The 23,420-nt window shown below is 73.4% G+C and carries 22 protein-coding genes and 1 pseudogene; 10 read left to right on the plus strand and 13 right to left on the minus strand.

The genetic code is table 11. The features are described 5' to 3' along the window. Positions 1-4 precede the first annotated feature (4 nt). Positions 5-910 (minus strand): universal stress protein, encoded by a 906-nt coding sequence (locus G6W55_RS10775; protein ID WP_175520579.1) that lies wholly within the window; start codon positions 908-910, stop codon positions 5-7. 234 nt (positions 911-1,144) lie between these two features. On the opposite strand from G6W55_RS10775, the gene G6W55_RS10780 reads away from it, so the two are divergent. Together G6W55_RS10780 and G6W55_RS10785 are read left to right on the plus strand one after the other, a co-directional pair. Beyond that, positions 1,145-1,615 carry a cyclic nucleotide-binding domain-containing protein gene (locus G6W55_RS10780; RefSeq protein ID WP_175520580.1) on the plus strand — a complete coding sequence of 157 codons (471 nt, stop codon included), beginning with the start codon at positions 1,145-1,147 and terminating at the stop codon, positions 1,613-1,615. Positions 1,616-1,732: 117 nt separating this feature from the next. Further along, entirely contained in the window at positions 1,733-2,434 is a 702-nt protein-coding gene (locus tag G6W55_RS10785; RefSeq protein WP_175520581.1) for a response regulator transcription factor, read from the plus strand. Positions 2,435-2,749: 315 nt separating this feature from the next. On the opposite strand, the gene G6W55_RS10790 is transcribed toward G6W55_RS10785, so the two are convergent. From G6W55_RS10790 to G6W55_RS10800, 3 genes are all read right to left on the minus strand, one after another. Next, a complete protein-coding gene (locus tag G6W55_RS10790) occupies positions 2,750-3,253 on the minus strand; it encodes a hypothetical protein (RefSeq protein WP_175520582.1) in 504 nt (167 codons plus the stop codon). A gap of 3 nt (positions 3,254-3,256) precedes the next feature. After that, complete coding sequence (ctaD, locus tag G6W55_RS10795; protein WP_309243677.1) at positions 3,257-4,945, minus strand: cytochrome c oxidase subunit I; 1,689 nt, start codon at positions 4,943-4,945, stop codon at positions 3,257-3,259. A 199-nt stretch (positions 4,946-5,144) separates the two neighbouring features. Continuing rightward, positions 5,145-5,669, minus strand: a complete 525-nt coding sequence (locus G6W55_RS10800) for a hypothetical protein (protein ID WP_175520583.1) — start codon at positions 5,667-5,669, stop codon at positions 5,145-5,147. A 179-nt stretch (positions 5,670-5,848) separates the two neighbouring features. Here G6W55_RS10800 and G6W55_RS10805 point away from each other — a divergent pair, with 179 nt between their 5' ends. Together G6W55_RS10805 and G6W55_RS10810 are read left to right on the plus strand one after the other, a co-directional pair. Beyond that, entirely contained in the window at positions 5,849-6,550 is a 702-nt protein-coding gene (locus tag G6W55_RS10805) for a TetR/AcrR family transcriptional regulator (RefSeq protein ID WP_175520584.1), read from the plus strand. A 63-nt stretch (positions 6,551-6,613) separates the two neighbouring features. Continuing rightward, positions 6,614-7,351 (plus strand): SDR family oxidoreductase, encoded by a 738-nt coding sequence (locus G6W55_RS10810; RefSeq protein WP_175520585.1) that lies wholly within the window; start codon positions 6,614-6,616, stop codon positions 7,349-7,351. A gap of 85 nt (positions 7,352-7,436) precedes the next feature. Here the strand turns inward: G6W55_RS10810 and G6W55_RS10815 are convergent, their stop codons facing one another. Then, on the minus strand, positions 7,437-9,026 hold the full coding sequence (locus G6W55_RS10815) for an adenosine deaminase (protein WP_175520586.1): 1,590 nt from the start codon (positions 9,024-9,026) through the stop codon (positions 7,437-7,439). A 121-nt stretch (positions 9,027-9,147) separates the two neighbouring features. On the opposite strand from G6W55_RS10815, the gene G6W55_RS10820 reads away from it, so the two are divergent. Next, positions 9,148-9,780 (plus strand): ankyrin repeat domain-containing protein, encoded by a 633-nt coding sequence (locus G6W55_RS10820; protein ID WP_175520587.1) that lies wholly within the window; start codon positions 9,148-9,150, stop codon positions 9,778-9,780. Here the strand turns inward: G6W55_RS10820 and G6W55_RS10825 are convergent. Then, complete coding sequence (locus G6W55_RS10825; RefSeq protein ID WP_175520588.1) at positions 9,744-10,763, minus strand: phosphotransferase family protein; 1,020 nt, start codon at positions 10,761-10,763, stop codon at positions 9,744-9,746. The two genes, G6W55_RS10820 and G6W55_RS10825, sit on opposite strands and share 37 nt — an antisense overlap. A 182-nt stretch (positions 10,764-10,945) precedes the next feature. Here G6W55_RS10825 and G6W55_RS10830 point away from each other — a divergent pair, with 182 nt between their 5' ends. After that, on the plus strand, positions 10,946-12,343 hold the full coding sequence (locus G6W55_RS10830) for an Hsp70 family protein (protein WP_175520589.1): 1,398 nt from the start codon (positions 10,946-10,948) through the stop codon (positions 12,341-12,343). Between the two features lie 121 nt (positions 12,344-12,464). Here G6W55_RS10830 and G6W55_RS10835 read toward each other — a convergent pair whose 3' ends face one another. The 5 genes and pseudogenes from G6W55_RS10835 to G6W55_RS10855 all read right to left on the minus strand — a co-directional run bounded on the left by G6W55_RS10835 (position 12,465) and on the right by G6W55_RS10855 (position 16,748). Continuing rightward, on the minus strand, positions 12,465-13,340 hold the full coding sequence (locus G6W55_RS10835) for a universal stress protein (RefSeq protein ID WP_175520590.1): 876 nt from the start codon (positions 13,338-13,340) through the stop codon (positions 12,465-12,467). Positions 13,341-13,416: 76 nt separating this feature from the next. Beyond that, a complete protein-coding gene (locus tag G6W55_RS10840) occupies positions 13,417-14,325 on the minus strand; it encodes a DUF1918 domain-containing protein (RefSeq protein WP_175520591.1) in 909 nt (302 codons plus the stop codon). Between the two features lie 37 nt (positions 14,326-14,362). Continuing rightward, on the minus strand, positions 14,363-14,665 hold the full coding sequence (locus G6W55_RS38570; protein ID WP_309243685.1) for a DUF1876 domain-containing protein: 303 nt from the start codon (positions 14,663-14,665) through the stop codon (positions 14,363-14,365). 12 nt (positions 14,666-14,677) lie between these two features. Continuing rightward, positions 14,678-16,003: pseudogene (locus tag G6W55_RS10850) on the minus strand (nicotinate phosphoribosyltransferase); the annotation flags it as partial. Positions 16,004-16,142: 139 nt separating this feature from the next. Next, positions 16,143-16,748 (minus strand): hypothetical protein, encoded by a 606-nt coding sequence (locus G6W55_RS10855; protein ID WP_175520592.1) that lies wholly within the window; start codon positions 16,746-16,748, stop codon positions 16,143-16,145. 304 nt (positions 16,749-17,052) lie between these two features. Between G6W55_RS10855 and G6W55_RS10860 the strand changes: the two genes are divergently transcribed. The 4 genes from G6W55_RS10860 to G6W55_RS10875 all read left to right on the plus strand — a co-directional run bounded on the left by G6W55_RS10860 (position 17,053) and on the right by G6W55_RS10875 (position 21,349). Further along, positions 17,053-17,925 carry a universal stress protein gene (locus G6W55_RS10860; RefSeq protein WP_175520593.1) on the plus strand — a complete coding sequence of 291 codons (873 nt, stop codon included), beginning with the start codon at positions 17,053-17,055 and terminating at the stop codon, positions 17,923-17,925. Continuing rightward, positions 17,918-19,435: a bifunctional aminoglycoside phosphotransferase/ATP-binding protein gene (locus G6W55_RS10865; protein WP_217686777.1), complete on the plus strand. Its 1,518-nt coding sequence runs from the start codon at positions 17,918-17,920 to the stop codon at positions 19,433-19,435. The genes G6W55_RS10860 and G6W55_RS10865 overlap by 8 nt, the downstream gene beginning before the upstream one ends. Before the next feature lie 91 nt (positions 19,436-19,526). Then, the gene (locus G6W55_RS10870; protein WP_175520594.1) at positions 19,527-20,552 is read left to right on the plus strand and encodes an alcohol dehydrogenase catalytic domain-containing protein; all 1,026 of its coding nucleotides are present in this window, start codon (positions 19,527-19,529) and stop codon (positions 20,550-20,552) included. A gap of 104 nt (positions 20,553-20,656) precedes the next feature. Continuing rightward, a complete protein-coding gene (locus G6W55_RS10875) occupies positions 20,657-21,349 on the plus strand; it encodes a CBS domain-containing protein (RefSeq protein WP_175520595.1) in 693 nt (230 codons plus the stop codon). Between the two features lie 61 nt (positions 21,350-21,410). Here G6W55_RS10875 and G6W55_RS10880 read toward each other — a convergent pair whose 3' ends face one another. Both G6W55_RS10880 and G6W55_RS10885 read right to left on the minus strand, forming a co-directional pair. Further along, on the minus strand, positions 21,411-22,280 hold the full coding sequence (locus tag G6W55_RS10880; protein WP_175520596.1) for an alpha/beta fold hydrolase: 870 nt from the start codon (positions 22,278-22,280) through the stop codon (positions 21,411-21,413). A gap of 52 nt (positions 22,281-22,332) precedes the next feature. Beyond that, a complete protein-coding gene (locus G6W55_RS10885; RefSeq protein WP_175520597.1) occupies positions 22,333-23,337 on the minus strand; it encodes an NADP-dependent oxidoreductase in 1,005 nt (334 codons plus the stop codon). Between the last annotated feature and the right edge of the window lie 83 nt (positions 23,338-23,420).

Below are 23,420 nucleotides of genomic sequence, written 5' to 3' on the forward strand. Positions count from 1 at the left end.
CGGGTCAGGCGTGGGGGACGACGGCGACGGGGGCCGTGGAGTGGTGCAGCACCGCGTGGGTGACGTGCCCGATGTGGGCGCCCAGCGGGCTGCGCCGCATCCGCCGGCCCACCACGACGAGGGACGCTCCGCCGGCCGCGTCGACGACGTGGACCGAGGGGCTGCCGTAGCGGGACTCCTCCGTGACCTTCACGTCCGGGAACTTGGCCCGCCAGGGCCGCAGCACCTCCGCCAGCCCCTGCGCGTCGGCCGTGGCCAGGGCCTCGTGCAGCGCCGGGTTGGCGGGCGTGCCGTAGGCGTAGTACGGGGGCGGGTTCCAGGCGTGGACGACGGTCAGGGAGGTCGCGCGGCGCCGGGCGGCGTCGAACGCGAACTCGATCAGGGTGTCGTCGGGGTGCTGGGTGTCCAGGCCGAGGACGACGGGCCGGAACGGGGTCGCGGCGGAGGGGATGCCGGCCGGGTCGGGCTCGTGCTCGTCGGCGGCCGTCTCCAGCGCCCGGACCAGGACGACCGGGCGGTCGGAGTGGGCGACCACGGACAGGCTGACCGAGCCGACCATGAATCCGCCGATCCCGCCCAGGCCGCGGGAGCCCAGGACGAGCAGTTCGGCCTCCTTGGCCGCCTTGGCCAGGGCGTCACCCGGGTAGCCGGTGAGCTGTTCGCTGATCACCTGGACGCCGGGGTGGCGCAGTGCGATGCCCTGGGCGGCCTCGCGCGGGATGCGCTCGGTCCAGTGCTGCTGGGTCTCCGCACCGAGCAGGGGCGCCTGGGCCATCGGCTCCGGCACGGGCTCCCAGACATGGACGATCTTCAACGGCAGGTCGCGCAGCTCGGCTTCCCGGGCTGCCCATTCCGCGGCGGCCCGGCTCTCCAGCGAGCCGTCGAGACCTACGGTAATGGTGCGGGTCATGCTCTCCACCTCCAGCAGGGGATCTGCTTCCAGCGTGGCCCGCGGCGGCGACGGCTGCGAGGGGCCACAGGTCCCGGAACAGGGCCGGTCGGCCCTTCCCCGGGCGTGACCGGCGACGTGCCGTACGGCGCGGGGCATGGACCGGGTGGCCCATGGTCAAGGCGGGAGAACGGGTCCACCCTGGCCCTGCAAGCGGGTTCGCCCATCTCGCCACCTCGCCGCCGGAGGTCCGCCATGAACACCGCCCTCACCCCCAGCCCGAGCATGCTGCGCGCGCTGTCGGCCGAGCACCGCCGGCGGCTCCTCGACATCGCCCGGGAGGTGTCCGTCCCGCAGGGAACCCGCCTCTTCGAGGAAGGCGGCCTCGCCGACCGGTTCTGGATCATCCGCACCGGCCGGATCGAACTCGACATGCGGGTGCCGGGCCGCCGGGCCGCCGTCATCGAGAGCCTCGGGCACAACGAACTCGTCGGCTGGTCCTGGCTGTTCACCCCGCACGTCTGGCACCTGGGCGCCGAGGCGACCACACCGGTGCGGGCCTACGAGTTCGACGCGGCCACCGTCCGCGCGATGTGCCAGGAGGACCCGGCCCTCGGCAACGACATCGCCCGCTGGGCCGGCCAGGTCCTCGCCCACCGGCTCCGCTCGTCCCGCACCCGGCTGCTCGACCTCTACGCCCCGTACGGCGCCGGCGCCGGCGTCTGACCCGGGGGTCCCGCGCGAGTGGGGCCGGTCGGCCCTGGTGCGTCCGGCCCCCGCGCGTGAGGATCGGCAGCAGGGGCGGACCGCACCCTGTACGTCACCGGGGAACCAGGGGTCACCATGCCGCAGCCGCGCGTCTTCACCGAGCAGAACCCGATCCGCGTGTTCCTGCTGGACGACCACGAGGTGGTACGCCGGGGCCTGACCGACCTGCTGGACGCCGAACCGGACATCTCCGTGGTCGGCGACGCCGGTACGGTCGACCACGCGCTCGCCCGCGGGCCCGCGCTCCGTCCCGACGTCGCCGTCCTCGACGTACGGCTGCCGGACGGCGACGGCATCTCGGTCTGCCGCGCGCTGCGCGACCGGATGCCGGAGCTGGCCTGTCTGATGCTGACCTCGTTCGACGACGAGGAGGCGCTGCTCGACGCGATCATGGCCGGTGCGTCCGGCTATGTCCTCAAGCAGATCAGGGGGTCGGACCTGGTCTCGGCGGTGCGCACGGTCGCCTCGGGGCAGTCGATGCTGGACCCCGCGACCACGGCCCGGCTGATGAGTTCGCTGCGCGCCGACCCCGTGCACAGCCCCGAGGTGCCGTCCGAGCTGTCGAGCCTGTCGCCGCGCGAGCGGGACATCCTGGCGCTGATCGGCGACGGCCTGACCAACCGCGAGATCGGCGCCAAGCTGTACCTCTCCGAGAAGACCGTCAAGAACCACATCTCCCGCCTCCTGGCCAAGCTCGGCGTCCAGCGCCGCGTCCAGGCCGCGGTCCTGGCCTCCCATCTGGACCAGCCGGACCCGGGCGACCACCGGGCGAGGTGACGTCCCGGCCCGGATGCCGTCGCCGCCCGGGCCACCGCCGTCGAGCAGCCGACCTTCACGGGCGCCGAGGCGGTCCACGCCACGCCGCGCGAGCCCCGCCCGCAGGGTGCGGACGGGGCTCGCAGGTCCGGGCGCCGGAACCTGGCACCGCCACTGCCGGGGTACGGGCGCCGAAACCTGGCGCCGGCACTGCCGCAGGAGCCCGCCGACAACCCGCGGCCGCACCGCCCGGACCGGGACGGCATCGCGGCGGACCCGGTCAGCCGCGCCGATGCACCGGACGCGGACCGACCAGGTCCCGGGCGACCCCGACCGTCACGGGCGGCGCGCCACGCGCGCGTACCCCACCGCGACGGCGATCGTCACCCCTGCGGGAGCCGCCGCCGTCAGCGGGGACCAGCCCTCGCGGGCCGACAGGGCGGCCGTGGCCAGCGCGGTGATCAGGCCGGCGGCCAGCAGCAGGACGACGACGGTCCGGGCCCGCGCCGAGGGCAGCGGACCGGTGCGCAGTTCCGCCCAGTCCCGCGCCGCCTCCCGCGCCTCGCGCCGGCGCTGGACGCTCGCGCGCCCGAGAAGGCAGACGGTGACCACCGCCCCGGTGACGGCCGCGCCGCCCGGTACCCACCACGCCTCCGCCGCGAGGAGCAGCAGGGCGACGAGCCCGGTCGTGCTCCAGCCGCTCAGACAGGCGGCCGCAGCGGTACGCCGGGAGTCCGGACGGTCGGCGCCGGCGCGCAGATCGGAGAGCGCGGGCAGATACCAGACGGAGCCGGAGAGGGTCAGCATCGCGGCGCCGAGCGCGGCGACGGGTTGGATCATCGCCTAGTGCTCCGCTTCGAGGGCCGCGACCTGCGGGTGGTGCAGGTCGAACGCCGGGGACTCCGAGCGGATCCTCGGCAGGGACGTGAAGTTGTGGCGGGGCGGCGGGCAGGAGGTGGCCCACTCCAGGGAACGGCCGTAGCCCCAGGGGTCGTCGACCTCGACCTTCTCGCCGTAGCGGGCGGTCTTCCAGACGTTGTAGAGGAAGGGCAGGAGGGACAGGCCGAGCAGGAACGAGCCTATGGAGGAAAGGGTGTTGAGGGCGGTGAAGCCGTCGGCCGCGAGGTAGTCGGCGTAGCGGCGGGGCATGCCCTCCGCGCCGAGCCAGTGCTGGACGAGGAAGGTGAGGTGGAAGCCGACCGTGAGCGTCCAGAAGGTGATCTTGCCGAGGCGTTCGTCGAGCATCCGGCCGGTGAACTTGGGCCACCAGAAGTGGAATCCGGCGAACATCGCGTACACGACCGTACCGAAGACCGTGTAGTGGAAGTGCGCCACGACGAAGTACGAGTCGGACAGATGGAAGTCCATCGGCGGTGACGCCAGGATGACGCCGGTCAGGCCGCCGAAGACGAACGTGATGAGGAAGCCGGTGGTCCACAGCATCGGTGTCTCGAAGGACAGCGAGCCCTTCCACATCGTGCCGATCCAGTTGAAGAACTTCACCCCGGTCGGGACGGCGATGAGGAACGTCATGAAGGAGAAGAAGGGCAGGAGCACACCGCCGGTGACATACATGTGGTGCGCCCACACCGTCACCGACAGACCGGCGATGGCGATCGTCGCGGCGACCAGGCCGAAGTAGCCGAACATCGGCTTGCGGGCGAAGACCGGGATGACCTCGGAGACGATCCCGAAGAACGGCAGGGCCAGGATGTAGACCTCGGGATGCCCGAAGAACCAGAACAGGTGTTGCCACAGCAGCGCCCCGCCGTTGGCCGCGTCGAAGATGTGGCTGCCGAACTTCCGGTCGCACTCCAGCGCGAACAGCGCGGCCGCCAGGACCGGGAAGACGAGCAGGATCAGTACGGCGGTCAGCAGCACGTTCCAGGTGAAGATCGGCATCCGGAACATGGTCAGACCGGGCGCGCGCATACAGATGATCGTGGTGATGAAGTTGACCGCGCCGGCGATCGAGCCGAAGCCCGACAGCGCCACGCCCATGATCCACAGGTCGGCGCCGAGGCCCGGCGAGTGCACGGAGTCCGACAGCGGCGCGTACAGGAACCAGCCGAAGTCGGCGGCACCGCCCGGGGTGAGGAAGCCGAACGCCGCGATCAGCGAGCCGAACAGGAACAGCCAGAAGGCGAGCATGTTCAGCCGGGGGAAGGCGACGTCGGGGGCGCCGATCTGCAACGGCATGATCCAGTTGGCGAATCCGGTGAACAGCGGCATCGCGAACATCAGCAGCATGATCGAGCCGTGCATCGTGAACGCCTGGTTGAACTGCTCGTTGGACATGATCTGGAGTCCGGGCCGGGCGAGTTCGGCGCGCATCAGCAGCGCGAGGACGCCGCCGACGACGAAGAACGCGAACGCGCTGGCCAGATACAGCGTGCCGATCTTCTTGTGGTCGGTGGTCGTCAGCCACTCCACCCACGAGGGACGGCCGGACGGCGGCGCCTCACGGGTGGCGGGGACGGCGGCGGCGCTGGGCCGCCCGGTCCCCCTCGGTTCTGTCCGTGCCTCATCCACGGGCCGTGCCTCTTCCACGGGTTCCTGTCCTCCCCTTCGTGTCCGTCCGTGCCGATGACGGGGACGGGAAGTGCCGTGGACGCGGGACCACGGACCGGATCCTCCCGGCCGCCGGTCCATGATCGCGGCAGGGGCGGGAGGCCCCGATAGGGTCGAACGGCCCTGGCCGGCCCGGGCCCACGGGCCGATCGGCCCCACTTCAGCGGCGGCAGGCGCGCGCCTCGCCGCCGTGCGACGGCAACGCGCGCGGGCCCGTGCGGGCGGCGCCCGCCGGCCAGAGCACCTCGACGGGGATCCCGCGGGCGCGGGCGAAGGCGATCAGATGCGCGGTGGCGTCCCGGCCGTCGGAGGGCGATCCGTCCCAGACGGCCACCAGCCGGCGGGCGCCCGCGACGATCTCCTCGTCCGCCCCCACGCACGCGTCGCGGTCGGCGGGGTCGTACGTCAGCAGCCGCACCCACCGGGCGAGCAGCAGGAGTTCACCGATCGGCACCCGGTCGCGCTCGGGCAGCAGGGCCGGGACCATGCCCGAGGTCGGGATCACCACGACCAGAGCCCGCCCCGCCCGGCGCGCGGCGCGTCCGAACGCCACCGCGGCCCCGCCCCCGGCGCGCACCACACCCGGCTCGTCCCCGGTGTCCCGCTCCAGCAGGGCCGTCAGCCCGGTCTCCAGCAGCCCCAGGGTCTCCGTGGTCACATCGGCGTGGCCCACCACCGCGATCATCCGGCTTTCCTTCCCGTCGTCCGGCGTCCTTCGCCCGGTCCGCGCCCAGTGAAGTCAGCACCGGCCGCACCCGGCTAGAGCCGAACGGCCCAGGCCGCGCGCACCGCCACCAAGAGGTCCGTATCACCGATAACAGATTCCCGTTGTCACCGAAAACCGAACCTGTTATCGTCGATTACATGGATACGAGATCAGCGCTCATCGAGGCGGCCGCGGACCTGCTGGCGCACTCCCCCGGCGGCGATGTGTCCACGCGCGCGGTCTGCGAGGCGGCGGGGGTGCAACAGCCCGTGCTGTACCGGCTGTTCGGCGACAAGGACGGGCTGCTGACGGCCACGGTCGACCACGTCTGGGACCAGTACCTGGCGAGCAAGCGGGCGGCCGGGAAGTCCGCCGATCCGCTGCGGGACCTGCGGGCGGGCTGGGACAGCCACACGGCCTTCGCGCTGGCGCACCCGAACGCCTACAAGCTGATGTCCTCCTCGGCCCTGCGCTCCCAGCCCGAGGCCGCGGAGGAGGCCATGCGTCTGCTGCGCGAGGTCCTGGAGCGGCTCGCCGCACAGGGCCGACTGCGCCTCCCGCCGGACGACGCCGCGCGCATGGTCATGACGGCGAACACCGGGGTCGCGCTCGCGCTGATCACCCGCCCGGCGCTGTACCCCGACAGACACCTGTCCGAGCTGGTCCGTGACGCGATCCACCGGGACATCCTGCTGGACCCGCGGACGGACACCACCGAGCACGACATACGGCGGGCGGCCGCCACCACCCTGCTGTCCGCACTCGGCGACCTCACCCCGCAGCCGTTCACCCAGGCCGAATCGGCGCTGCTGGGGCAGTGGTTGCTCCATATCGCGGGCAAGGGCAGCGGCGACGCCTGACGGCCACCGCACCGGACCCCACCCCGAACAGAAGCATCGGAACCCATACCGAAGGGCAGAACCATGACCACCGACACCCCACGCGTCGCCCTCGTCACCGGTGGCTCCGGCGGTATCGGCCGCGCGGTCGCGGAGCGCCTCGCGGCGGACGGCATCGCCGTCGGCGTGCACTACTCCGGCAACAAGACCCGGGCGGACGAGACGGTCGCCGCCATCGTCGCGGCCGGCGGCCGGGCCGTCGCGGTGGGCGGTGACGTCGCCGACGAGCACGCCATGTCCGCCGCCTTCGACGCCGTGGAGCGGGAGTTCGGCGGACTCGACGTCGTCGTCAACACCGCCGGCATCATGCTGCTGTCGCCCATCGCGACCCTGGACCTCGACGATCTCGACCGGATGCACCGCACCAACATCCGCGGCACGTTCGTCGTCTCGCAGCAGGCGGCCCGGCGGGTGCGCGGCGGCGGCGCGATCATCAACTTCTCCACGTCCGTCACCCGCCTCCGGTTCCCCACCTATGGCGCCTACGCCGCCAGCAAGGGCGCGGTCGAGGCCATGACGCTCGTCCTGGCGCGGGAACTGCGCGGCAAGGACATCACCGTCAACGCCGTGGCCCCCGGCCCGACCGCCACACCACTGTTCCTGGAGGGCAAGGACGAGGCGACCGTCGAGAACCTCTCCAAGGCGGCCCCGCTCGAACGGCTGGGCACGCCGGACGACATCGCCGAGGCGGTCGCGTTCCTCGCGGGCCCGGCCCGCTGGGTCAACGGCCAGGTCCTGTACGCCAACGGCGGCCTGGCCTGACGCCCTCTCCCTGTGCCGCCCCTCGACGCGCGGCGCCGGCCGGTACATGGCGCGTACCGGCCGGCGCGGGTGGTGCGGCGGCGGCTCAGGAGCGGCCGCGGGTGCCGAAGGTGCGCTCGAACTGGCGGAACGCGGCCTCCTGGCGCCACTGCGCGGCGGCCTTGGGGCTCGACGCGATCGCCTGGCGGCACAGCCGGCCCGGCGTGGCCCGGCCCGGCTGCTCGCCGCGGCAGGCGGCGCCCAGGGAGTAGCCGTCACGCGTCGGGTTGCCCCGCCACAGGCTCCGCCCGGGCAGGAAGGCGTACTCCAGGGAGGCCCGGGCGAGGTTCTTCAGCTCGCGGTAGGACAGACCGTAGGTCCGGGCCGCGTACTGGTACTCGTGCGTGATGTCGATCCGGCTGACACCGGGGTCGTCGGTGGCGAGGACGACCGGTACGCCGTACGCGCGGTAGGTGTTGAAGGGGTGTTCGGCGCCCTTGACGCCGAGGATCTGGGCGTTGCTGGTGAAGGGCACCTCGACGGCGATCTCCCGGGCGGCCATGGTGCGGGCGGTGCGCTGCCAGTCGTCCTCGTGGACCAGGTCGACGCCGTGGCCGATGCGCTCGGCTCCGGCGACGTTCACGGCCTCGGCGATGTGGAACCTGAGGTCCTCCGGCTTGACCAGCCCGGTCCACAACTCGCCCGCGTGCAGGGTGACATGGGCCTTGGGGTAGACGCTCCGCAGGTACTTGAGCATGCGCATCTGGAGGCTGTAGTTGCGCAGCGAGCTGTCCCAGTCCTCGGGCTGGACGAGGTTGACGGCGACGAAGCGGGGGTCGCGTTCGGCGAGCCGCATACCCAGCGCCATCTGGGTGAAGACCCGCTCCGGTGTGCCGCCGCGCGAGACCTGGGAGATCCAGCGCACGGGCAGCCGGCAGCCGGGCCGGGCCCGGTCGGTGCCGCAGCGGGCGGCGGCGCGGAACTCGGCGTCGGAGTCGTCGCTCTCCTTGCGCGCCTCGGCCACCACCGCGTCCAGCTTGCCCTCGGCGACGAGCTTGCGGTGCAGCCGGGCGAAGTCGTCGTCCCAGCCGACCTCGTCGGCGAGCTTGCGCGCGCTGTCGGAGGCGGGGCTGACCATCGTCTCCAGATAGAACTGGTTGTTGCGTACGACGTCGTCGGCGACCTCGGCGAGCAGCTTGCCGCGGTGCCGCCAGGTCACCTCGCCGAACTTGCCGAACGTGTCGAAGAAGTGGTCGTGTCCGTTGCCGTCCGGCGGGAAGTCCTGCATGGACCAGGCCCGGATGACGGCGTCGCGGAAGGCGCGGTCGGTGAGGGCGTCGGAGGCCGGGCGGGTGCCGGGGCCGCAGGGCGGGACGACGGCGGTCAGGGTGGTGGTGTCGATGCACAGACCGTCTTCGGCGGCCAGCCGGATCAGGTACTCGGTCGACACCGCGCCCGAGAGATGGTTGTGCAGGTCGGCGCCCTTGGGCAGCCGCTGGAAGAAGCGCCGCAGCGCCGCCGGGTCGTTCTTCACGGCGGCCAGATAGGCGTTGGTACCGGCCTCTGCCGCGGTCGCCGGGCGGGGCGGCGGAGCGGTGGCCTGGGCCGGCTGGGCGGACAGCAGGGTGAGGGCGCCCAGTCCCACGGTGAGCAGGGTGCGCGGCCGACGGAGGCGTCGGATGCTCTGATAGGTCACCGCCTCATGATCGGCATATGCCGCCGGACCGTCGGGGCAGCGCACCGCGCACGGCGGATGACCACCCGAGAGAGTGACGGGCGGCCTTCGGCGGCGCGCGTGCCCCGGTTAGCCTGGGCGGGTGATCAGCGTGCAGTGGGACGGCCTCACGGACCGCGGGACCTTCGGCGACCACTATCTGGGGGAACGGGACCGCTTCTCCGACCGCGCCCGGGACGCCGACTGGAACGGCGTGTTCGCGGTGCTGGGCGAGCACCCGGACTGGGTGAACCTGCCCCGGCCCGGCAACCGCAGCGGCTTCACCGCACTGCACCAGGCGGCCTGGCACGGCGCGGAGTTCGCCGTCGTCTCCCGGCTGATCGCCCACGGCGGCTGGCGCACCCAGCGCACCCGGGACGGACGGCGCGCCATGGACATCGCCCGGGAGCGGGGCCACACCCATCTGCTCGACCTGCTGGAACCGGTCGCCGTACGACGCCTTCCGGCCCCCGAGGCCGCGCTCGAACGGCACTTCCACGCACTCCTGCGGGACCGGACGGGCCGCTGCTTCGACCAGGTCGAGCACCTGCTGCCGCCGCTGTCCCCGCTGACGGAGGGGCCCGCCGTGCAGATCGTCTTCACGGTCGTCGGCATGATGGGCGGCTTCACCTACCGCCTCGACGAGGACCATGTCCATGTGCACGGGCACTCCCGGATGGACTTCGACGCCGGCCAGTTCTACCGCGTGACCCCCGAGGGCTGGTCCGCACTCTGACCGGGGGCACGGCCGAGGAGGGCCATCGCCTCGGCGAGCCGCTCGCGCGCCCAGTCGTAGGGTCCGGGGTCGGTGTGGCCGCGGTAGACCGTCTCGATCACCATGACGAGCGCCAGGTGCAGACAGTACAGCCGGCGGCGCACGGTCTCGCCCGCGGTCAGCGGAGGGCGCCCGTAGCCGCGCAGGAAGGGGGCGGGGTCACCGAAGGCGGCCAACTGGGTTCCGGCGAAGCCGACTTCGATGAGCGGGTCGCCGTAGAAGGCGCGTTCGTGGTCGATGACGGAGGCGATCCCGCCGTCGCGGACCAGGACGTTGCCGTCCCACAGGTCCCACTCCACGAGCCTCGGCTCGCGCACCTCGTCCAGGCTCGCGGCGTGCTCGGCCAGCACCTCGCGCACGGTGTCGTAGTCCCACCCGAGGTCGACGTGGCGCCGTTCGCCGTCCGTCAGCACCTCCTCGGCCATGCCCGTGAACACCCGGCGCCAGGAGCTGTCCCCCGGCCCGGCCAGTGGCCCGAAGGCCGTACCGCGAACGGAGTTGATCTCCCGGTTCGCCGCGCCGACCCGCTCCTTGAAGGCGGCCAGGTCCGCGGCGGGCAGCCCGGGGCCGGCGACGGAGAGGTTGTCGCCGTCGATGAACGGCATGCAGAACCAGTCCGCGTCGCACAGGTCGTGGGCGCGGTCGGCGAAGTCGACCCGGGGGACGGGCACGGCGGTGTGCTTGCGGATCAGGTCCAGCGCCGCCAACTCCGTGGCCATGGCGCCCCGTTCGTAGGTCATCACCTCGACTCCGGGCGGTGGCGCGATCTTCAGGACGGCCTCGTAGCCGTCGCGCAGCCGGATCCGGTAGGCGACGTTGAACCAGCCGTGGCCCAACTCGTTGATCCAGCCCTCGCCTTCGGGCGTACGGTCCGGGCCGTAGGCGCGTTCGACCATGGCCCGCAGGACCCGCGGTGACTGCCGGTTCTTGGTGATGCTCTCCACGTCCGCTCCCCGTCTCGGCTCGGTCCATCGTCCCTCATGCTGATCACCGCCACCGGATCCACCGGCACTTGGTATGGAAAGTCCCTCTATAGGACAGAGATGCCCCTACGCTGGCGGCAGCGTCGGCGGTACCGGGGGGAGCGCAGATGGAGCGTGGTGGGGCGGGGGCCGCGGGAGTCGCGGTGGGGATCGACCTGGGGACGGTGTCGGCCACCGTCGCGGTGTTCCGCGAGGGCCGCTGCGAGACCCTGCCCAACGCGGAGGGGTCCCCGACCACCCCGTGTGTCGTGTCGTTCGCGGAGGACGGCAGGATCCTGGTCGGGGAGGCCGCCCGGCGCCGTGCGCTGAGCCATCCGCAGCGCACGGTGGTGTCCGCCAAGCGGCATCTGGGCAGCGGACGGACCGTCACCGTGGACGGCGAGGTGTACACCGCCGAGGAGATCTGCGGGCACATCCTCGCCAAAATCAAGCGGGACGCCGAGGCCCGGCTGGGGGCGCCGGTCACGGCCGCCGTGCTCACCGTGCCCGCGCATTTCTCGGAGCTGGGCCGGCGTGCCACCCGGCAGGCGGCGCGGCGGGCCGGTCTGGAGGTGCTGCGGATCGTCAACGAGCCGACCGCCGCGGCCTTCGCCTACGACCACTCGCGGCTGTGGGACCGCGAGTGGGACGACACGACTCTTCTGGTCGTCCACTTCGGCGGCGGCACGTTCGACGTGTCGCTGATCGCGGTCGGGGACGGCGTGGTCGACGTCCTGGCCACCTGCGGTGACAACGCGCTCGGCGGCGACGACTGGGACGCCGCGCTGGCCGCGCATCTCGCCGCCGGGCGCGGCAACTCCCCCGCCGCCCTGACCCGGTTGACCGACGCCGCCGAACGCGCCAAGACCGATCTCTCCTCGCGGTCCGAGACCGAGATCGACCTGCCGTACCTCTATCCGGCGACGGCGACCGAGGGTCCGCTCCATCTCCGGGAGACCCTCACCCGCGCCACCTTCCAGGCCGTCACCGCCGACCTGCTGGCCCGCTGCGAGGGCCCCCTGCGCAAGGTGTTCGCCGACGCGGGGCTCCCCACCGAGGTCACCCGCGTGGTGCTGGTGGGCGGGTCGGCGCGGATGCCGGCGGTACGCGACCTGGTCACCCGGGTGGTCGGCCCGCGGGCCAGACTGCATCATCTGCCGGGCGAGTTGGTCGCGCACGGCGCCGCGCTCCAGGCCGCCGTCCTGCGGGGCCTGTACCGGACGACCCTGCTGTCCGACGTGACGCCGCTGTCCCTGGGCATCGGCACCAAGGGCGGTACCGTCCGCCGCCTGATCGAGCGCAACACCGACATCCCGACCCGGCGCACCGAACGCTTCGAAACCGTCGACCCGGACACGGAGAGCCTGCGCATCCCCGTCTGCCAGGGCGAGAGCGACCTGCTGGCCGACAACGTCCTCCTCGGCCACGTCACGATCACCGACCTGGGCCGCGCGGCCTTCGGCAAGCCGATCGACGTCACCTTCGACCTCGACGCCAGCGCCGAACTCGTCATCCGCGTCCGCCACCCGGTGACCGGGAGGGAACACCGCTTCTCCTTCTAGCGGTTACGGACGGAACGTGTGGATCACCTGGATCTCGCCGACGATACGGCCGTCCGGGACCCGGACCCTATCGGCGCGGCGCGTCCCGCGGCCACTGGTTATCCCCGTCCGGCGTGCGGGCTCAGACCCGTTGGGGAACGACCGCGACCGGGCAGTCGGCGTGGTGCAGCAGGGTGTGGGCGACCGTGCCGAGTTGGAGGCCGAAGTGGCCGTGCCGGCGGACGGCGCCGACGACGACCAGGTCCGCCTCGGCCGCCGCGTCGAGCAGCACCCGGCGGGCCGGGCCGTCCGCCGTGCGGCGGTGGACGGTGAGGGAGGGGTGCTCCCGTACGACCTCGCTCAGCGCGTCCTCCAGTTCGGTGGCGGCGCGTTCGTCGTGCGCCTGCACGGCGTCGTCCGCGACCAGGAGATGGTCCCGGTGCTCGTGGGCCGGCCGCCGCCAGGCCCGTACGGCGGTCAGCGCGCAGCCGCGTGCCTGTGCCTCGCGCGCGGCGAACCGGACGGCGCCGGTCCGCTCGGCCGTGTCGCCGACGCCGACCACGATCCGGCCGAAGGTGCCGCCCACGTTGGGTTCCGCGCCGCGGACGACGACGACCGGACACGCCGCGCGGGCCGCGACGGCGAGGCTGACCGAGCCCAGCAGCAGCGCGGCAAGCTCACCCCGGCCGCGGTCCCCCACGACCAGGGCGAACGACTCGGGCGCCGCCCGCAGCAGCGCGGACACGGCGTCGTCGGGCAGCACCTCCTCGGACACCTTGACCTCGGGGTTCCGGAGTTCGGCGCGGCGCGCACAGGCGGCGGCGACGGTCCGCGCCGTCGCGTCCTCGGCGGGCAGACCGGTGGTGAAGGAGGGCAGGGCGCGCTCGTAGCGCTCCCAGCGGGAGGCGTGGACCAGACGCAGCGGCAGTCCGTGCCGTGCCGCCTCGTCCACCGCCCAGTCGACCGCGCGCAGACTGGACGCCGATCCGTCGACGCCCACGACCAGCGGGAGTTCCATCCTCACCACCGCCTTACCGTCCGTGTGACTACCGTCGCACCGCCCGCGGATCGCCGCGACACCGGCCGGACAGGCCCTAGTGCGGGTCCGCCGCGGTGATCCGGCGGCCGGTCAGGGTCGAGGCCCGGATCGACACCCACAGGTCGCGTTCGCCGCCCGGCCAGGGCAGGGTGTGGGACCGCTCTACCAGTTCCTGCACCGCCCGCGGGTCGGTGACGACGCTCGCGGGGCCGACGGCGAGGACGCTCCAGCCCTGGCTGAGGGCGTCGTCCGCGTGGTCGACCTCGAAGGCGACCTCGGTCCCGACGGCGGCCGCGGGCAGCGAGCCGGGCCGGGTCCTGAAGGCGATCGTGTCGTCGTGGAACTCGTAGTTGACCGGGACGACCGCCGGGCGGCCGTCGGGCGCGGACACGGCGACGCGCCCGATGCCGTGGGTGGACAGCAGGGCGCGGCACTCGTCCGGGCCCAGGTCCTGGAGCCGGGGCCGCAGCAGTGCGTGGCCCTGGCCCGGCGGCAGGTCGAAGCCGCCTCCGCGCAGGGCGGCGGCGGTCGTGCCCAGGGCGTCGGCGAGTCTGATGAGTGCCGTCACGCTCGGGTCGGCGGGCTGTTCCTCCAGGTAGGCGAGGTAGCCGGGCGCCATCCCGGCGCGGCGGGCCGTCTCCTCGCGGCCGAGTCCGCGGGCGCGGCGTTCGGCGGCCACACGGCGGCCGAGGTCGCCGGGGTTGGCCGCGCCGGCCGACGGGACGGCCGGGGGGACGCTCCGGGCCGCGCCGGCGTGCGGTGCGCCGGGCCCGCCGTGTTCCAGGTGGTGGACGTGCGCGTCGGGCCCGGGATAGACGAGGGTGATCTCGTCCGTGTCCGACCAGCGCACCTCGTACGGCGGTGTCCCGTCCGTGTGACGGAGGCCCACGATCTCGCCGTCGCGCCGGGGCTGACCGGACCTGGTCCGTTCGACGACGAGCTGGTCGCCGAGGTGTGCTCGCATGATGGCCGCCCTCTCCTCGAGTCGGGGGTGCACGGGGTCACATGGGCCAGGCGGCGCTCTCGCGGGCCCGCGGCCGCTGTGCGCCCTGGTCCTCGATGTCCTGCTCGGCGATGCGCAGCAGTTGCCGGGACAGGTCGTTCAGGGCCCGTCCGGCCGCCAGTTCGTCACCGATCTCCGGGACGTCGGTGTCCGCCGGATGGCAGTGCGCGGCGCCGTGGCCGGTGAGTTCGGTGGTGCCGGTGTCCAGCACCAGCCGGGCCTTCGTCGTTCCGTCGTCCTCCTCGAAGAGGTGCAGACGGACCTTCCATTCCGCCGTGTGCGCCATGGCTCTCCTCCTCATGTCGGGCCGGTGTGCCGCCGTTCGCCGTTCGATGTCCCGCCGGACGCGGGCGGTGAGCGCGTCCAGCCGCTCGGAGGTCGTGGCGCGGGGCGCGACGGGCTCCCGGATCCGGCGGGCCGCGGCGGGCAGGGCCTCCAGGTCCGCGGCGCAGCGTGCCCGGGACTCGGCGAGCGTGGCCGGGCCGCCGGTGCGGCGGCCGTGCTCCATCACCGTCTCCAGCAGCGGGACGCCGTCCGGCGGCGGCCGTTCGCCGGCGAGCGCGATCACGTCCGCGTGGCCGGGGCGGCGGAAGACCTGTTTGGGGCCGGGTGCCGTGACCTTCGCCGACGACAGTTTCATCACCGGGCGGCCGTCGTACTCGACCATCTTGTACGCGGAGTCCAGGTAGGGGGCGTCGGCGGACACCCCGACGCGGGTGCCGACGGCGTAGGTGTCGATGGGTGCCCCGGAGCGCACCAGGCCGTCCACGGCGTACTCGTCCAGGCCGCCGCTGGCGACGATCCGCACGTCGGGCAGCCCGGCCTCGTCCAGGAGCGCGCGGGTCCGTACGGCGAGGTCGCCGAGGTCGCCGCTGTCCAGCCGTACGGCGCAGCCGGGCCCGCGGTCCAGGTCGCGCAGGACACGGGCCGCGACGCGGACGCCCTCCTCGGTGTCGTAGGTGTCCACGAGCAGGGTCACGGGGCCGGGGTGGGTGCGGGCGAAGGCGCGGAACGCGTCCTCCTCGGAGGGGAACGCCTCCACGTAGGAGTGGGCCATGGTGCCGACGGCGGGGATGCCGAGGGCGGTGGCGGCGGCCACGTTGCTGGTCCCGGCGAAGCCGGCCAGCGCGCCGAGCCGGGCGGCCTGGAACCCGGCCTGCGGGCCGTGGGTGCGCCGCAGCGAGAAGTCCACCACCGGACGCCCGGCCGCGGCGAGCACACAGCGCACGGCCTTCGAGGCGACCGCCGTCTGATGGCTGAGCAGATTGAGCACGTACGACTCCACGAGCTGGGCCTGCGGCAGGGGTGCCGTCACCTCCAGCAGGGGTTCGCCCGCGAGCACGGTCCGCCCTTCCGGCACCGCCCGCACCCGACCGGTGAACTCCAGGCCGAGCAGCGGCTCCAGGTCCCGGCGGGGCCGGTGCAGCGCGGCGGCGAAGGCGTCGACGTCCTCGGGGCCGACCCGGAAGCCGGACAGCAGGTCGAGGGCGGACTCCAGTCCGGCGGCGACGAGGAAGCCGCGCCCGGGAGGCAGCTCGCGGACGAAGAGGCTGAACGTCGCCGGGGCGGTCATGCCCTCCCGGAGGTAGGACATCGCCATCGTCACCTCGTACAGATCGGTGGTCGTGGCGTCCGACATGGTGCTGCCTCCTCGTGCTGTGCGGGCGGCGTGGCGGTCACCGGCGCTCCGGCGGCTGTCGACGGATCCTCAGCGGCTTCTCGGCGGCTCCTCAGCGGCTCTTCGGGTTGCTCATCGGCGGCTTCTCAGCGGCGGCTTCTCAGCGGCGGAAGCGGGCCGACCACTGCGGCTCCGCCCGCTCCCATTCGGCCTCCCAGCGCGCGTACCGTCCGCGGTCGAGCAGCAGACGGGTGCCCGCCCAGACGCCGTAGGCCCCGAGGCCCACGCCGAGCGCGGCCGCGCCGCCCGTCACCCAGCCGGTGGTGCGCGCGTTGAGCGCGGTGGCCGGCGGGCTGGTCACGGTGCCGTCGCGGTCCACCCACACGCGGACGGCGGACCCCTTGGCGGTCCCCGGCTTCACCAGTGCCGATCCGGTGCGCACGGCGCCGTCGGCGTCGGTCCAGCGGACCTTCGCGGCGCGTTTCGCCACGGTGGTGTCGCGTACGACGTCCTCGGCCAGCCGGGCCGTGACCTGGTGCCGTTCGGCCGCCTGGGCCCGGACAGCGCGCATCGCCGAGTCGTACGCGGCGGTGCCCGCGCTGTACGCGGCGAGGGGCAGCCCGACGGCGAGGAGCGCCATCAGGAGGAGCCGGAACCACCACTCGAAGCGGTCGGAGGGCCGCCGGAGCGGGTTGCCGCGCGCCGGCGTACGGGCGTCGTGCGGCAGGGGCGGGCCGGACGGGTACGGCGACTCGTGTGCGTTCATGGGTCGGCCTCCAGCGGTTCGCTGGTCGCGTTCCCCCGATCCTGGCTCCCCCCGCTCGCTCTATCAGCTTCGGGCACGGGCGCACTCCGGTCAAAGGGCCGAAGGTCCCTACCGGGTCCCGCCCGCTCCCGCGCGCACCGGGACCCCGCGCGGGACGCGGTGCGGAACCCCTGCGGGACCCGGTGACGGACCCGGTGCGGGCGGCCGGTCCACATGCGCGCCGGAGGGGATTGGGGTACTTCTCGAAGAGGAGAACCCGTGGGAACCCGATGAGGAGCATCCGAAGAGGGAGAGCGCCGCCGCCATGGAACCCGTCGTCACCGTGGGCCTGGACGGCTCACCCGAGAGTCTCGCCGCCGCCCGCTGGGCCGCCGACGAGGCCGATCAGCGCCGGCTCGGGCTGCGGCTGCTGCACGCCTGGCCGCTGCTGGCTCCGGAGCCGGCCCGCGCCCCGGCCGAGGTCGACCAGAACTACTGGGCGAAGCGTCTGGTCCACACCGCACAGTCGGAGTTGCAGGCCCGCAGACCCGGTCTGACGGTCGTGGGCAGTCTGGTCGCCGAGGACGCCCAGGAGGCGCTGCTCAGGGCCGCCGCCGAGTCCGAGATGCTGGTGCTGGGCTCGCGGGGTCTGGAGACCGTCGAGAGCTACTTCCTGGGCGACGTCAGCATGCCGGTCGTGGCCCGGGCCGAACGGCCCGTCGTCCTGGTCCGCGCGGAGCCCGCCGAGGACGGGCACCGGCCCGCCCCGCCCGCGGGTCCCGTGGTCGTGGCGCTCAAACTGACCGGCCCCGGCGACGAGTTGCTCGACTTCGCCTTCCGCAGCGCCGCCGCCCGCGGCCTGCCCCTGCTGGCCGTCCACGGCCGCAGTGTGCCGTTCCACGCGCGCATGCCCTGGGGCACGGACCACCATGTGACCGAGGAGCTGACGAAGGAGGCGGACGACGCGCTGGTCAAGGCGCTCCGCCCGTGGCGTGAGAAGTTCCCGCAGGTGGAGGTGGCCGACAGCGTCCGGCTGACCAGCCCGGCCAAGGCCGTGGTGCGGGCGGCCGAGGACGCCTCGCTGCTCGTCGTCGGCCGGCGCGCGCACCGGCGAGGAGTGGCGCCCCATCTGGGTCCCGTCGCCCACGCCGCCCTGCACCACGGGCGCTGCCCCGTGGCCGTCGTCCCCCATGACTGAGACCCCTGGGCCGAATGAGTCCCCCGGGGCCGCGGTGTGCGAGACCCACACCGCGATCGTGTTCTTCGCGGGCGACCGCGCGTACAAGGTCAAGAAGCCGGTGGACCTGGGGTTCCTGGACTACACCACACGGTCGGCGCGCCGGGCGGCGTGCGCACGCGAGATCGCGCTCAACCGCCGGTTCGCGCCGGACGTGTACCTGGGCCTGGGCGAGTTCCAGGAGCCCGGGGCGGACGGTCCGGAACCCCTGGTGGTGATGCGCCGGATGCCCGCCGACCGACGGCTGTCCCGGCTCGTACGGACGGGCGCCCCGGTCGACGACGTGGTGCGCGCCGTGGCCCGCCGGCTCGCCGCCTGGCACGCGGCGGCGCCGCGCGGCCCCGAGGTGGACGCCCAGGGCACCCGGGACGCGCTGTCCGCGCGCTGGGAGGCGAGTTTCGCGCAGGTCCGTGAGCTGACCGGCGAGGACGGGGTGCCCGACGGGGTGCCGGAGGTCGAGCGGCTCGTACGGCGCTATCTGGGCGGCCGCGAGCGGCTGTTCGACTCCCGGATCGAGCAGCGGCGGGTGGTCGACGGCCACGGCGACCTGCTCGCCGAGGACGTGTTCTGTCTGGACGACGGCCCCCGTGTCCTGGACTGCCTGGAGTTCGACGACCGGCTGCGGTACGTCGACGGGCTGGACGACGCCGCGTTCCTCGCCATGGACCTGGAGCAGCTCGGCGCCCCGGAGACGGCGGCGCACTTCCTGGCCTGCTACGGCGAGTACTCCGGCGATCCCGCGCCCGCGTCCCTGTGGCACCACTACGTGGCCTACCGGGCGTTCGTCCGGGCCAAGGTGTCGCTCATCCGGGCCAGCCAGGGGGCGGCAGGCGCGCGGTCCGCGGCGCGGCGGCTGGTCTCGACGGCGCTGCGCCATCTGCGGACCGCCTCCGTCGGGCTGACGCTCGTCGGCGGACTGCCCGGGAGCGGGAAGTCCACGCTCTCCGGTGCGCTCGCCGACCGGCTGGAGGCCACGCTGCTGAGCAGCGACCGGCTGCGCAAGGAGCTGGCGGGCATCCCGCCGGAGCGGTCGGCGGCGGCCGGTTACGGCGAGGGGATCTACAGCGCCGAGTGGACGGCCCGCACGTACACGGCCCTGCTCGACCGGGCGGCCGTCCTGCTGTCCCTCGGCGAGTCGGTGGTGCTGGACGCCACCTGGTCGACGGCGGAGCAGCGTACGGCGGCGCGGCGCGTGGCCGAGGAGGCCGAGGCGGATCTGGTGGCCCTGCACTGCCGGGTGCCGGAGGAGGTGTCCGAGGCCCGGCTGAGCACCCGGACCGCAGGGCCGTCCGACGCCGACGCCGGCATCGCCCGCGCCATGGCGGCCGGTGAGCCGCCCTGGCCGGAGGCCGTCCCCGTCGACACGGGCGGGCCGCTGGAGTCCGCCGTGTCCCGGGCACTGGCGGCCGTACGGCCGGGAGGCGGCGAGCAGGCGCCGGTCTTCCGGCGGCCGTACATGGAACCCGGCTGATCCGCGCCCGTCACGGTCCGGCACGGGGCCCGGTTGCCCGGGTGCGGGCCCGGAGTGACGGTTGAGTGGGGGCAGCGAGGGAGTTGGTACCGTGCGAGCGCTCGTCTATCACGGCCCGGGGCAGCGGTCCTGGGACACCGTCACGGACCCCGCGATCGAGGAGCCGGGCGACGCGATCGTGCGGGTCGACGCCACCACCGTCTGCGGCAGCGATCTGCGGATCCTGCGGGGCGACCTGCCCGAGGTGAAGCCGGGCACGGTCCTCGGTCACGAGGCCGTCGGCGAGGTCGTGGAGGTGGGGCCCGACGTCGAGCGGCTCCGCCCCGGCCACCAGGTGATCGTGTCGGCGGTCTCGGCGTGCGGCCGCTGCCGGGCGTGCCGCAACACCCTGTTCGGGCAGTGCAACCGGGGCGGCGGCTGGATCCTGGGCAACCGGATCAACGGCACCCAGGCCGAGCTGGTGCGCGTCCCGTTCGCCGAGCACTCCACGCACCGGCGGCCCGCGAGCGTGCCGCTCGCCGAGGCGGTCCTGCTCTCCGACGTCCTGCCGACCGCCTACGAGGTCGGCGTGCGCAACGGCCATGTCAGCCCCGGTGACACGGTCGTCGTGGTGGGCGCCGGGCCGATCGGGCTCGCGTCGGTGCTGGTGGCACGGCTGTACTCGCCGCGCCGGATCATGGTGGTCGACCTGTCCACCGCGCGGCTGGAGGCGGCCGCCCGGGTGGGCGGCGACACCGCGGTCCTGCCCGGGAAGCTGATCGCCGACCTGGCCGAGGGGCCCGGGGCCGACGTCGTCATCGAGGCGTCCGGCGAGCCGGACGGGTTCGTCCTGAGCACCCGTGCCGTGCGCTCCGGCGGGCACATCGCCACCATCGGCGTGCACGGCAGACCCGCCACGCTGCACCTCGAGTCCCTGTGGCACAAGAACGTCACCATCAGCACCGGCCAGGTCGACACGTCGTCCGTCCCCTGGCTCCTCGGGATGGTGCGGTACGGCGACCTGGAGGTGTCCGGGCTGGTCACCGACACCCTGCCCCTGGACCGGACGGAGGACGCCTACGAGGCGTTCGCCCGGGGCACCGTCACGGGCGCCCTCAAGATCGTCCTGCTGCGCTGAGACCGATCGGGGCCGACCGGCCCAAGCCGCGCGGCCGTGCCCGGCGGAGAGTGGAAGGAGCAACGCACGCGACACCACGCACGCGACACGAGGAGGCGGGAACCATGTGGCACCGGAAGGTGAGCGACCTGATGTCCACGTCGGTCGTCCGGGTGCGCCGGGACACCGGCTTCAAGGAGATCGCCAAGCTGCTCGCCGAGTACGGCATCACGGCCGTACCGGTGGTGGACGACGAGGAGCACGTCGTGGGGGTGGTCTCCGAGGCGGATCTGCTGCGCAAGGAGGCCGCCGGACTCGACCCGGCCGGCCTGCTGCCGGTCCTGCGCCCCCGGCCCGCCGACCGCGCCAAGGCCGAGGCCACGATCGCGCAGGGCCTGATGAACAGCCCCGCCGTGACCGCGCGCCCCGAGTGGACCGCGGTGGAGGCCGCCCAGGTCATGGAACGCCACCACGTCAAACGCCTGCCGGTGGTCGACGAGGCCGGCCGCCTGGTCGGCCTGGTCAGCAGGGCCGACCTCCTACGGGTCTTCCTGCGGGGCGACAGCGCGATCCGCGAGGAGATCTCGGGCGAGGTCCTCCTGCGCACGCTCGGCATCGAGCCCGGCGAGGTCACCGTGCACGTCGTCGACGGCCGGGTCACCCTGCGCGGCACGGTCGAGCGCAAGTCGCTCGTCCCGGTCACCGTCCGCCTGTGCCAGGGCGTGGACGGAGTGGTCGACGTCACCGCCGACCTGAACCACCACGTGGACGACACGACCACCACACCCGAGCCGGAGGCGACGCACCACGCCCGATGAGCGAGGAGGAACGGCGGGCGCGAGGAGCGGGGCGCGCCCTCACACCTCGCCGCCGGTTCGGCTACGCCTCCAAGAACTTCAAGGCCCGTGGGACGAAGGCGTCGTGGTGCTGGAAGATGCCGCCGTGGCCGGCGTCGGGGTAGAGGGGGACGAGTTCGCCTCGGGGCAGCCGGGCCGCCAGGTCGAGGGTGTTGACGCTCGGGACCATCCGGTCGCTCTCCCCGTTGGCCACCAGGACCGGCTGTCGGATACGTGACAGGTCGGCGGGGGCCTGAACGCCCCAGCGGTGGATCGCCTTCAACTGGGCGCGGAAGGACGGGAGCGAGATGGCCTTGTCCCGGTCGTCCGTGCGCTCCTTCAGCCGGTCCAGGAAGGCGTGGGCCGCCCGTCGGCCGCCTTCGGTGTCGGTGAAGAAGAGGAGTTGCTTGGGGTCCTTGCGGGTCAGGACGGCCTTGAGGGTGTCCTTGACGGTGAGGGACGTGACCTTGTCGATCCCGGGGCCTCCGGCGGGGCCCGTGCCCGCGAGGACGACCTTGCGTACCAGGTCCGGTTCGTCCGCGGCGACGACCTGCGCGATGAAGCCGCCCATGGACAGGCCGAGCAGGTCGACGCGGTCGTACCCGAGAGCCCGGATGAACAGCACCGTGTCGCGGGCCATCGCCTCGATGGTGTCGGGCGTGGCGCCGCCCGACGCGCCGACGCCGCGGTTGTCGTAGGTGATCACATGGCGACGGGCGGCGAGTCCGTCGACGACGCGGGGGTCCCAGTTGTCCAGGACCGCGGACAGGTGGTTGAGCAGGATCAGCGGTATGCCGACCTCCGGACCGTGCTGCCGGTAGGCGAAGTTCACGCCGTGCACGGACACGGAGCGGGTCTTCGCCGTCCGGTACGGCGACGGGGCGGGTGCGGGGAAGCTGGACGATGTGGTCATGGTCCGTCCTGGGGTGGGTGGAGGATCTTCCGGCTAGGGGCTGGGCCTGCGGTCAGGTCATGGAGACGACGACCTTGCCGGCCTTCGCGCGGCCCTTCTCGACGTACTCCATCGCCTGGAGCGTCTCGGCGAAGGGGAAGACCCGGTCGACGACGGGACGGATCTTCCCGGCGTCGATGAGGGGGGTTAGCTGGCGCAGTTGGTCGCCGTCGGCCTTCATGAACAGGAAGGAATAGGTGACGCCGAGGCGCTTGGCCTGGCGCCGGGTCCTGGCGCTGAGTGCGGTCATGGCCAGGCGCAGGACCGGGTTCAGGCCGAGTTCGCGGGCGAAGGACGGGTCGGGCGGCCCCGCGACGGAGATGGCCTGGCCGCCGGGCTTGAGGACGCGCAGGGACCTGGCGAGGTTCTCGCCGCCGAGGGAGTCGAGGACGACGTCGTAGCCGTCGAGGAGTTCGGTGAAGTCCTGGGTGCGGTGGTCGATGACCTCGTCAGCGCCGAGTTCCCTGACCAGGTCGACCTTGGCGGTGCTCGCGGTGGCGGCCACGTGGGCGCCCAGTGCCTTGGCCAACTGGACGGCGATGGATCCCAGGCCGCCGGCGCCCGCGTGGACGAGGACCTTCTGACCCGGCCGCACCTGGGCCCGCTCGACCAGGGCCTGCCATGCGGTCAGCGCGACCAGAGGGAGGGAGGCGGCCTCGTCCATGGTGAGCGTGGCGGGTTTGAGGGCCAAGTCGTCCTGGTGGACGGCGAGTTGTTCGGCGAAGGTGCCGATGCGGTCCTTGTCGGGCCTGGCCCAGACCTCGTCGCCCACCGTGAAGCGGGTCACTTCCGGTCCCGTCCGTACGACGGTCCCGGCGAGGTCGTTGCCCAGGACGAGGGGAAGACGGTAGGGCAGGAACGCCTTGAAGTCGCCGTTCCGGATGCGGATGTCCAGCGGATTGACGCCCGCCGCGTGGATCCGGACCAGGACGTCCTCGGCGCCCACCTGCGGGTCCGGCACCTCGGCGGCGCGCATTCCGGTCGCGTCGCCGTACTTCTCGACCATGAATGCCTTCATCGTCTTCGTCTTCCTTCGTTCGGTTCGGTCTCCCGTCCGGGCGGGGACGGGGCTCTGTCCGTGATGGGCGTGTGCCGCGGCAC

Source organism: Streptomyces sp. CAI-85, from assembly GCF_013363615.1.
Lineage (GTDB): Bacteria > Actinomycetota > Actinomycetes > Streptomycetales > Streptomycetaceae > Streptomyces > Streptomyces antibioticus_B.

Coding starts and splice junctions, on each gene's coding strand:
- G6W55_RS10885 (WP_175520597.1), bottom strand. CDS start 23,337: ATGAAGGCATTCATGGTCGAGAAGTACGGCGACGCGACCGGAATGCGC.
- G6W55_RS10780 (WP_175520580.1), top strand. CDS start 1,145: ATGAACACCGCCCTCACCCCCAGCCCGAGCATGCTGCGCGCGCTGTCG.
- G6W55_RS10835 (WP_175520590.1), bottom strand. CDS start 13,340: ATGGAACTCCCGCTGGTCGTGGGCGTCGACGGATCGGCGTCCAGTCTG.
- G6W55_RS10860 (WP_175520593.1), top strand. CDS start 17,053: ATGGAACCCGTCGTCACCGTGGGCCTGGACGGCTCACCCGAGAGTCTC.
- G6W55_RS10880 (WP_175520596.1), bottom strand. CDS start 22,280: ATGACCACATCGTCCAGCTTCCCCGCACCCGCCCCGTCGCCGTACCGG.
- G6W55_RS10810 (WP_175520585.1), top strand. CDS start 6,614: ATGACCACCGACACCCCACGCGTCGCCCTCGTCACCGGTGGCTCCGGC.
- G6W55_RS10800 (WP_175520583.1), bottom strand. CDS start 5,669: ATGATCGCGGTGGTGGGCCACGCCGATGTGACCACGGAGACCCTGGGG.
- G6W55_RS10865 (WP_217686777.1), top strand. CDS start 17,918: ATGACTGAGACCCCTGGGCCGAATGAGTCCCCCGGGGCCGCGGTGTGC.
- G6W55_RS10855 (WP_175520592.1), bottom strand. CDS start 16,748: ATGAACGCACACGAGTCGCCGTACCCGTCCGGCCCGCCCCTGCCGCAC.
- G6W55_RS38570 (WP_309243685.1), bottom strand. CDS start 14,665: ATGAGGAGGAGAGCCATGGCGCACACGGCGGAATGGAAGGTCCGTCTG.
- G6W55_RS10790 (WP_175520582.1), bottom strand. CDS start 3,253: ATGATCCAACCCGTCGCCGCGCTCGGCGCCGCGATGCTGACCCTCTCC.
- G6W55_RS10785 (WP_175520581.1), top strand. CDS start 1,733: ATGCCGCAGCCGCGCGTCTTCACCGAGCAGAACCCGATCCGCGTGTTC.
- G6W55_RS10805 (WP_175520584.1), top strand. CDS start 5,849: ATGGATACGAGATCAGCGCTCATCGAGGCGGCCGCGGACCTGCTGGCG.
- G6W55_RS10875 (WP_175520595.1), top strand. CDS start 20,657: ATGTGGCACCGGAAGGTGAGCGACCTGATGTCCACGTCGGTCGTCCGG.
- G6W55_RS10775 (WP_175520579.1), bottom strand. CDS start 910: ATGACCCGCACCATTACCGTAGGTCTCGACGGCTCGCTGGAGAGCCGG.
- G6W55_RS10840 (WP_175520591.1), bottom strand. CDS start 14,325: ATGCGAGCACACCTCGGCGACCAGCTCGTCGTCGAACGGACCAGGTCC.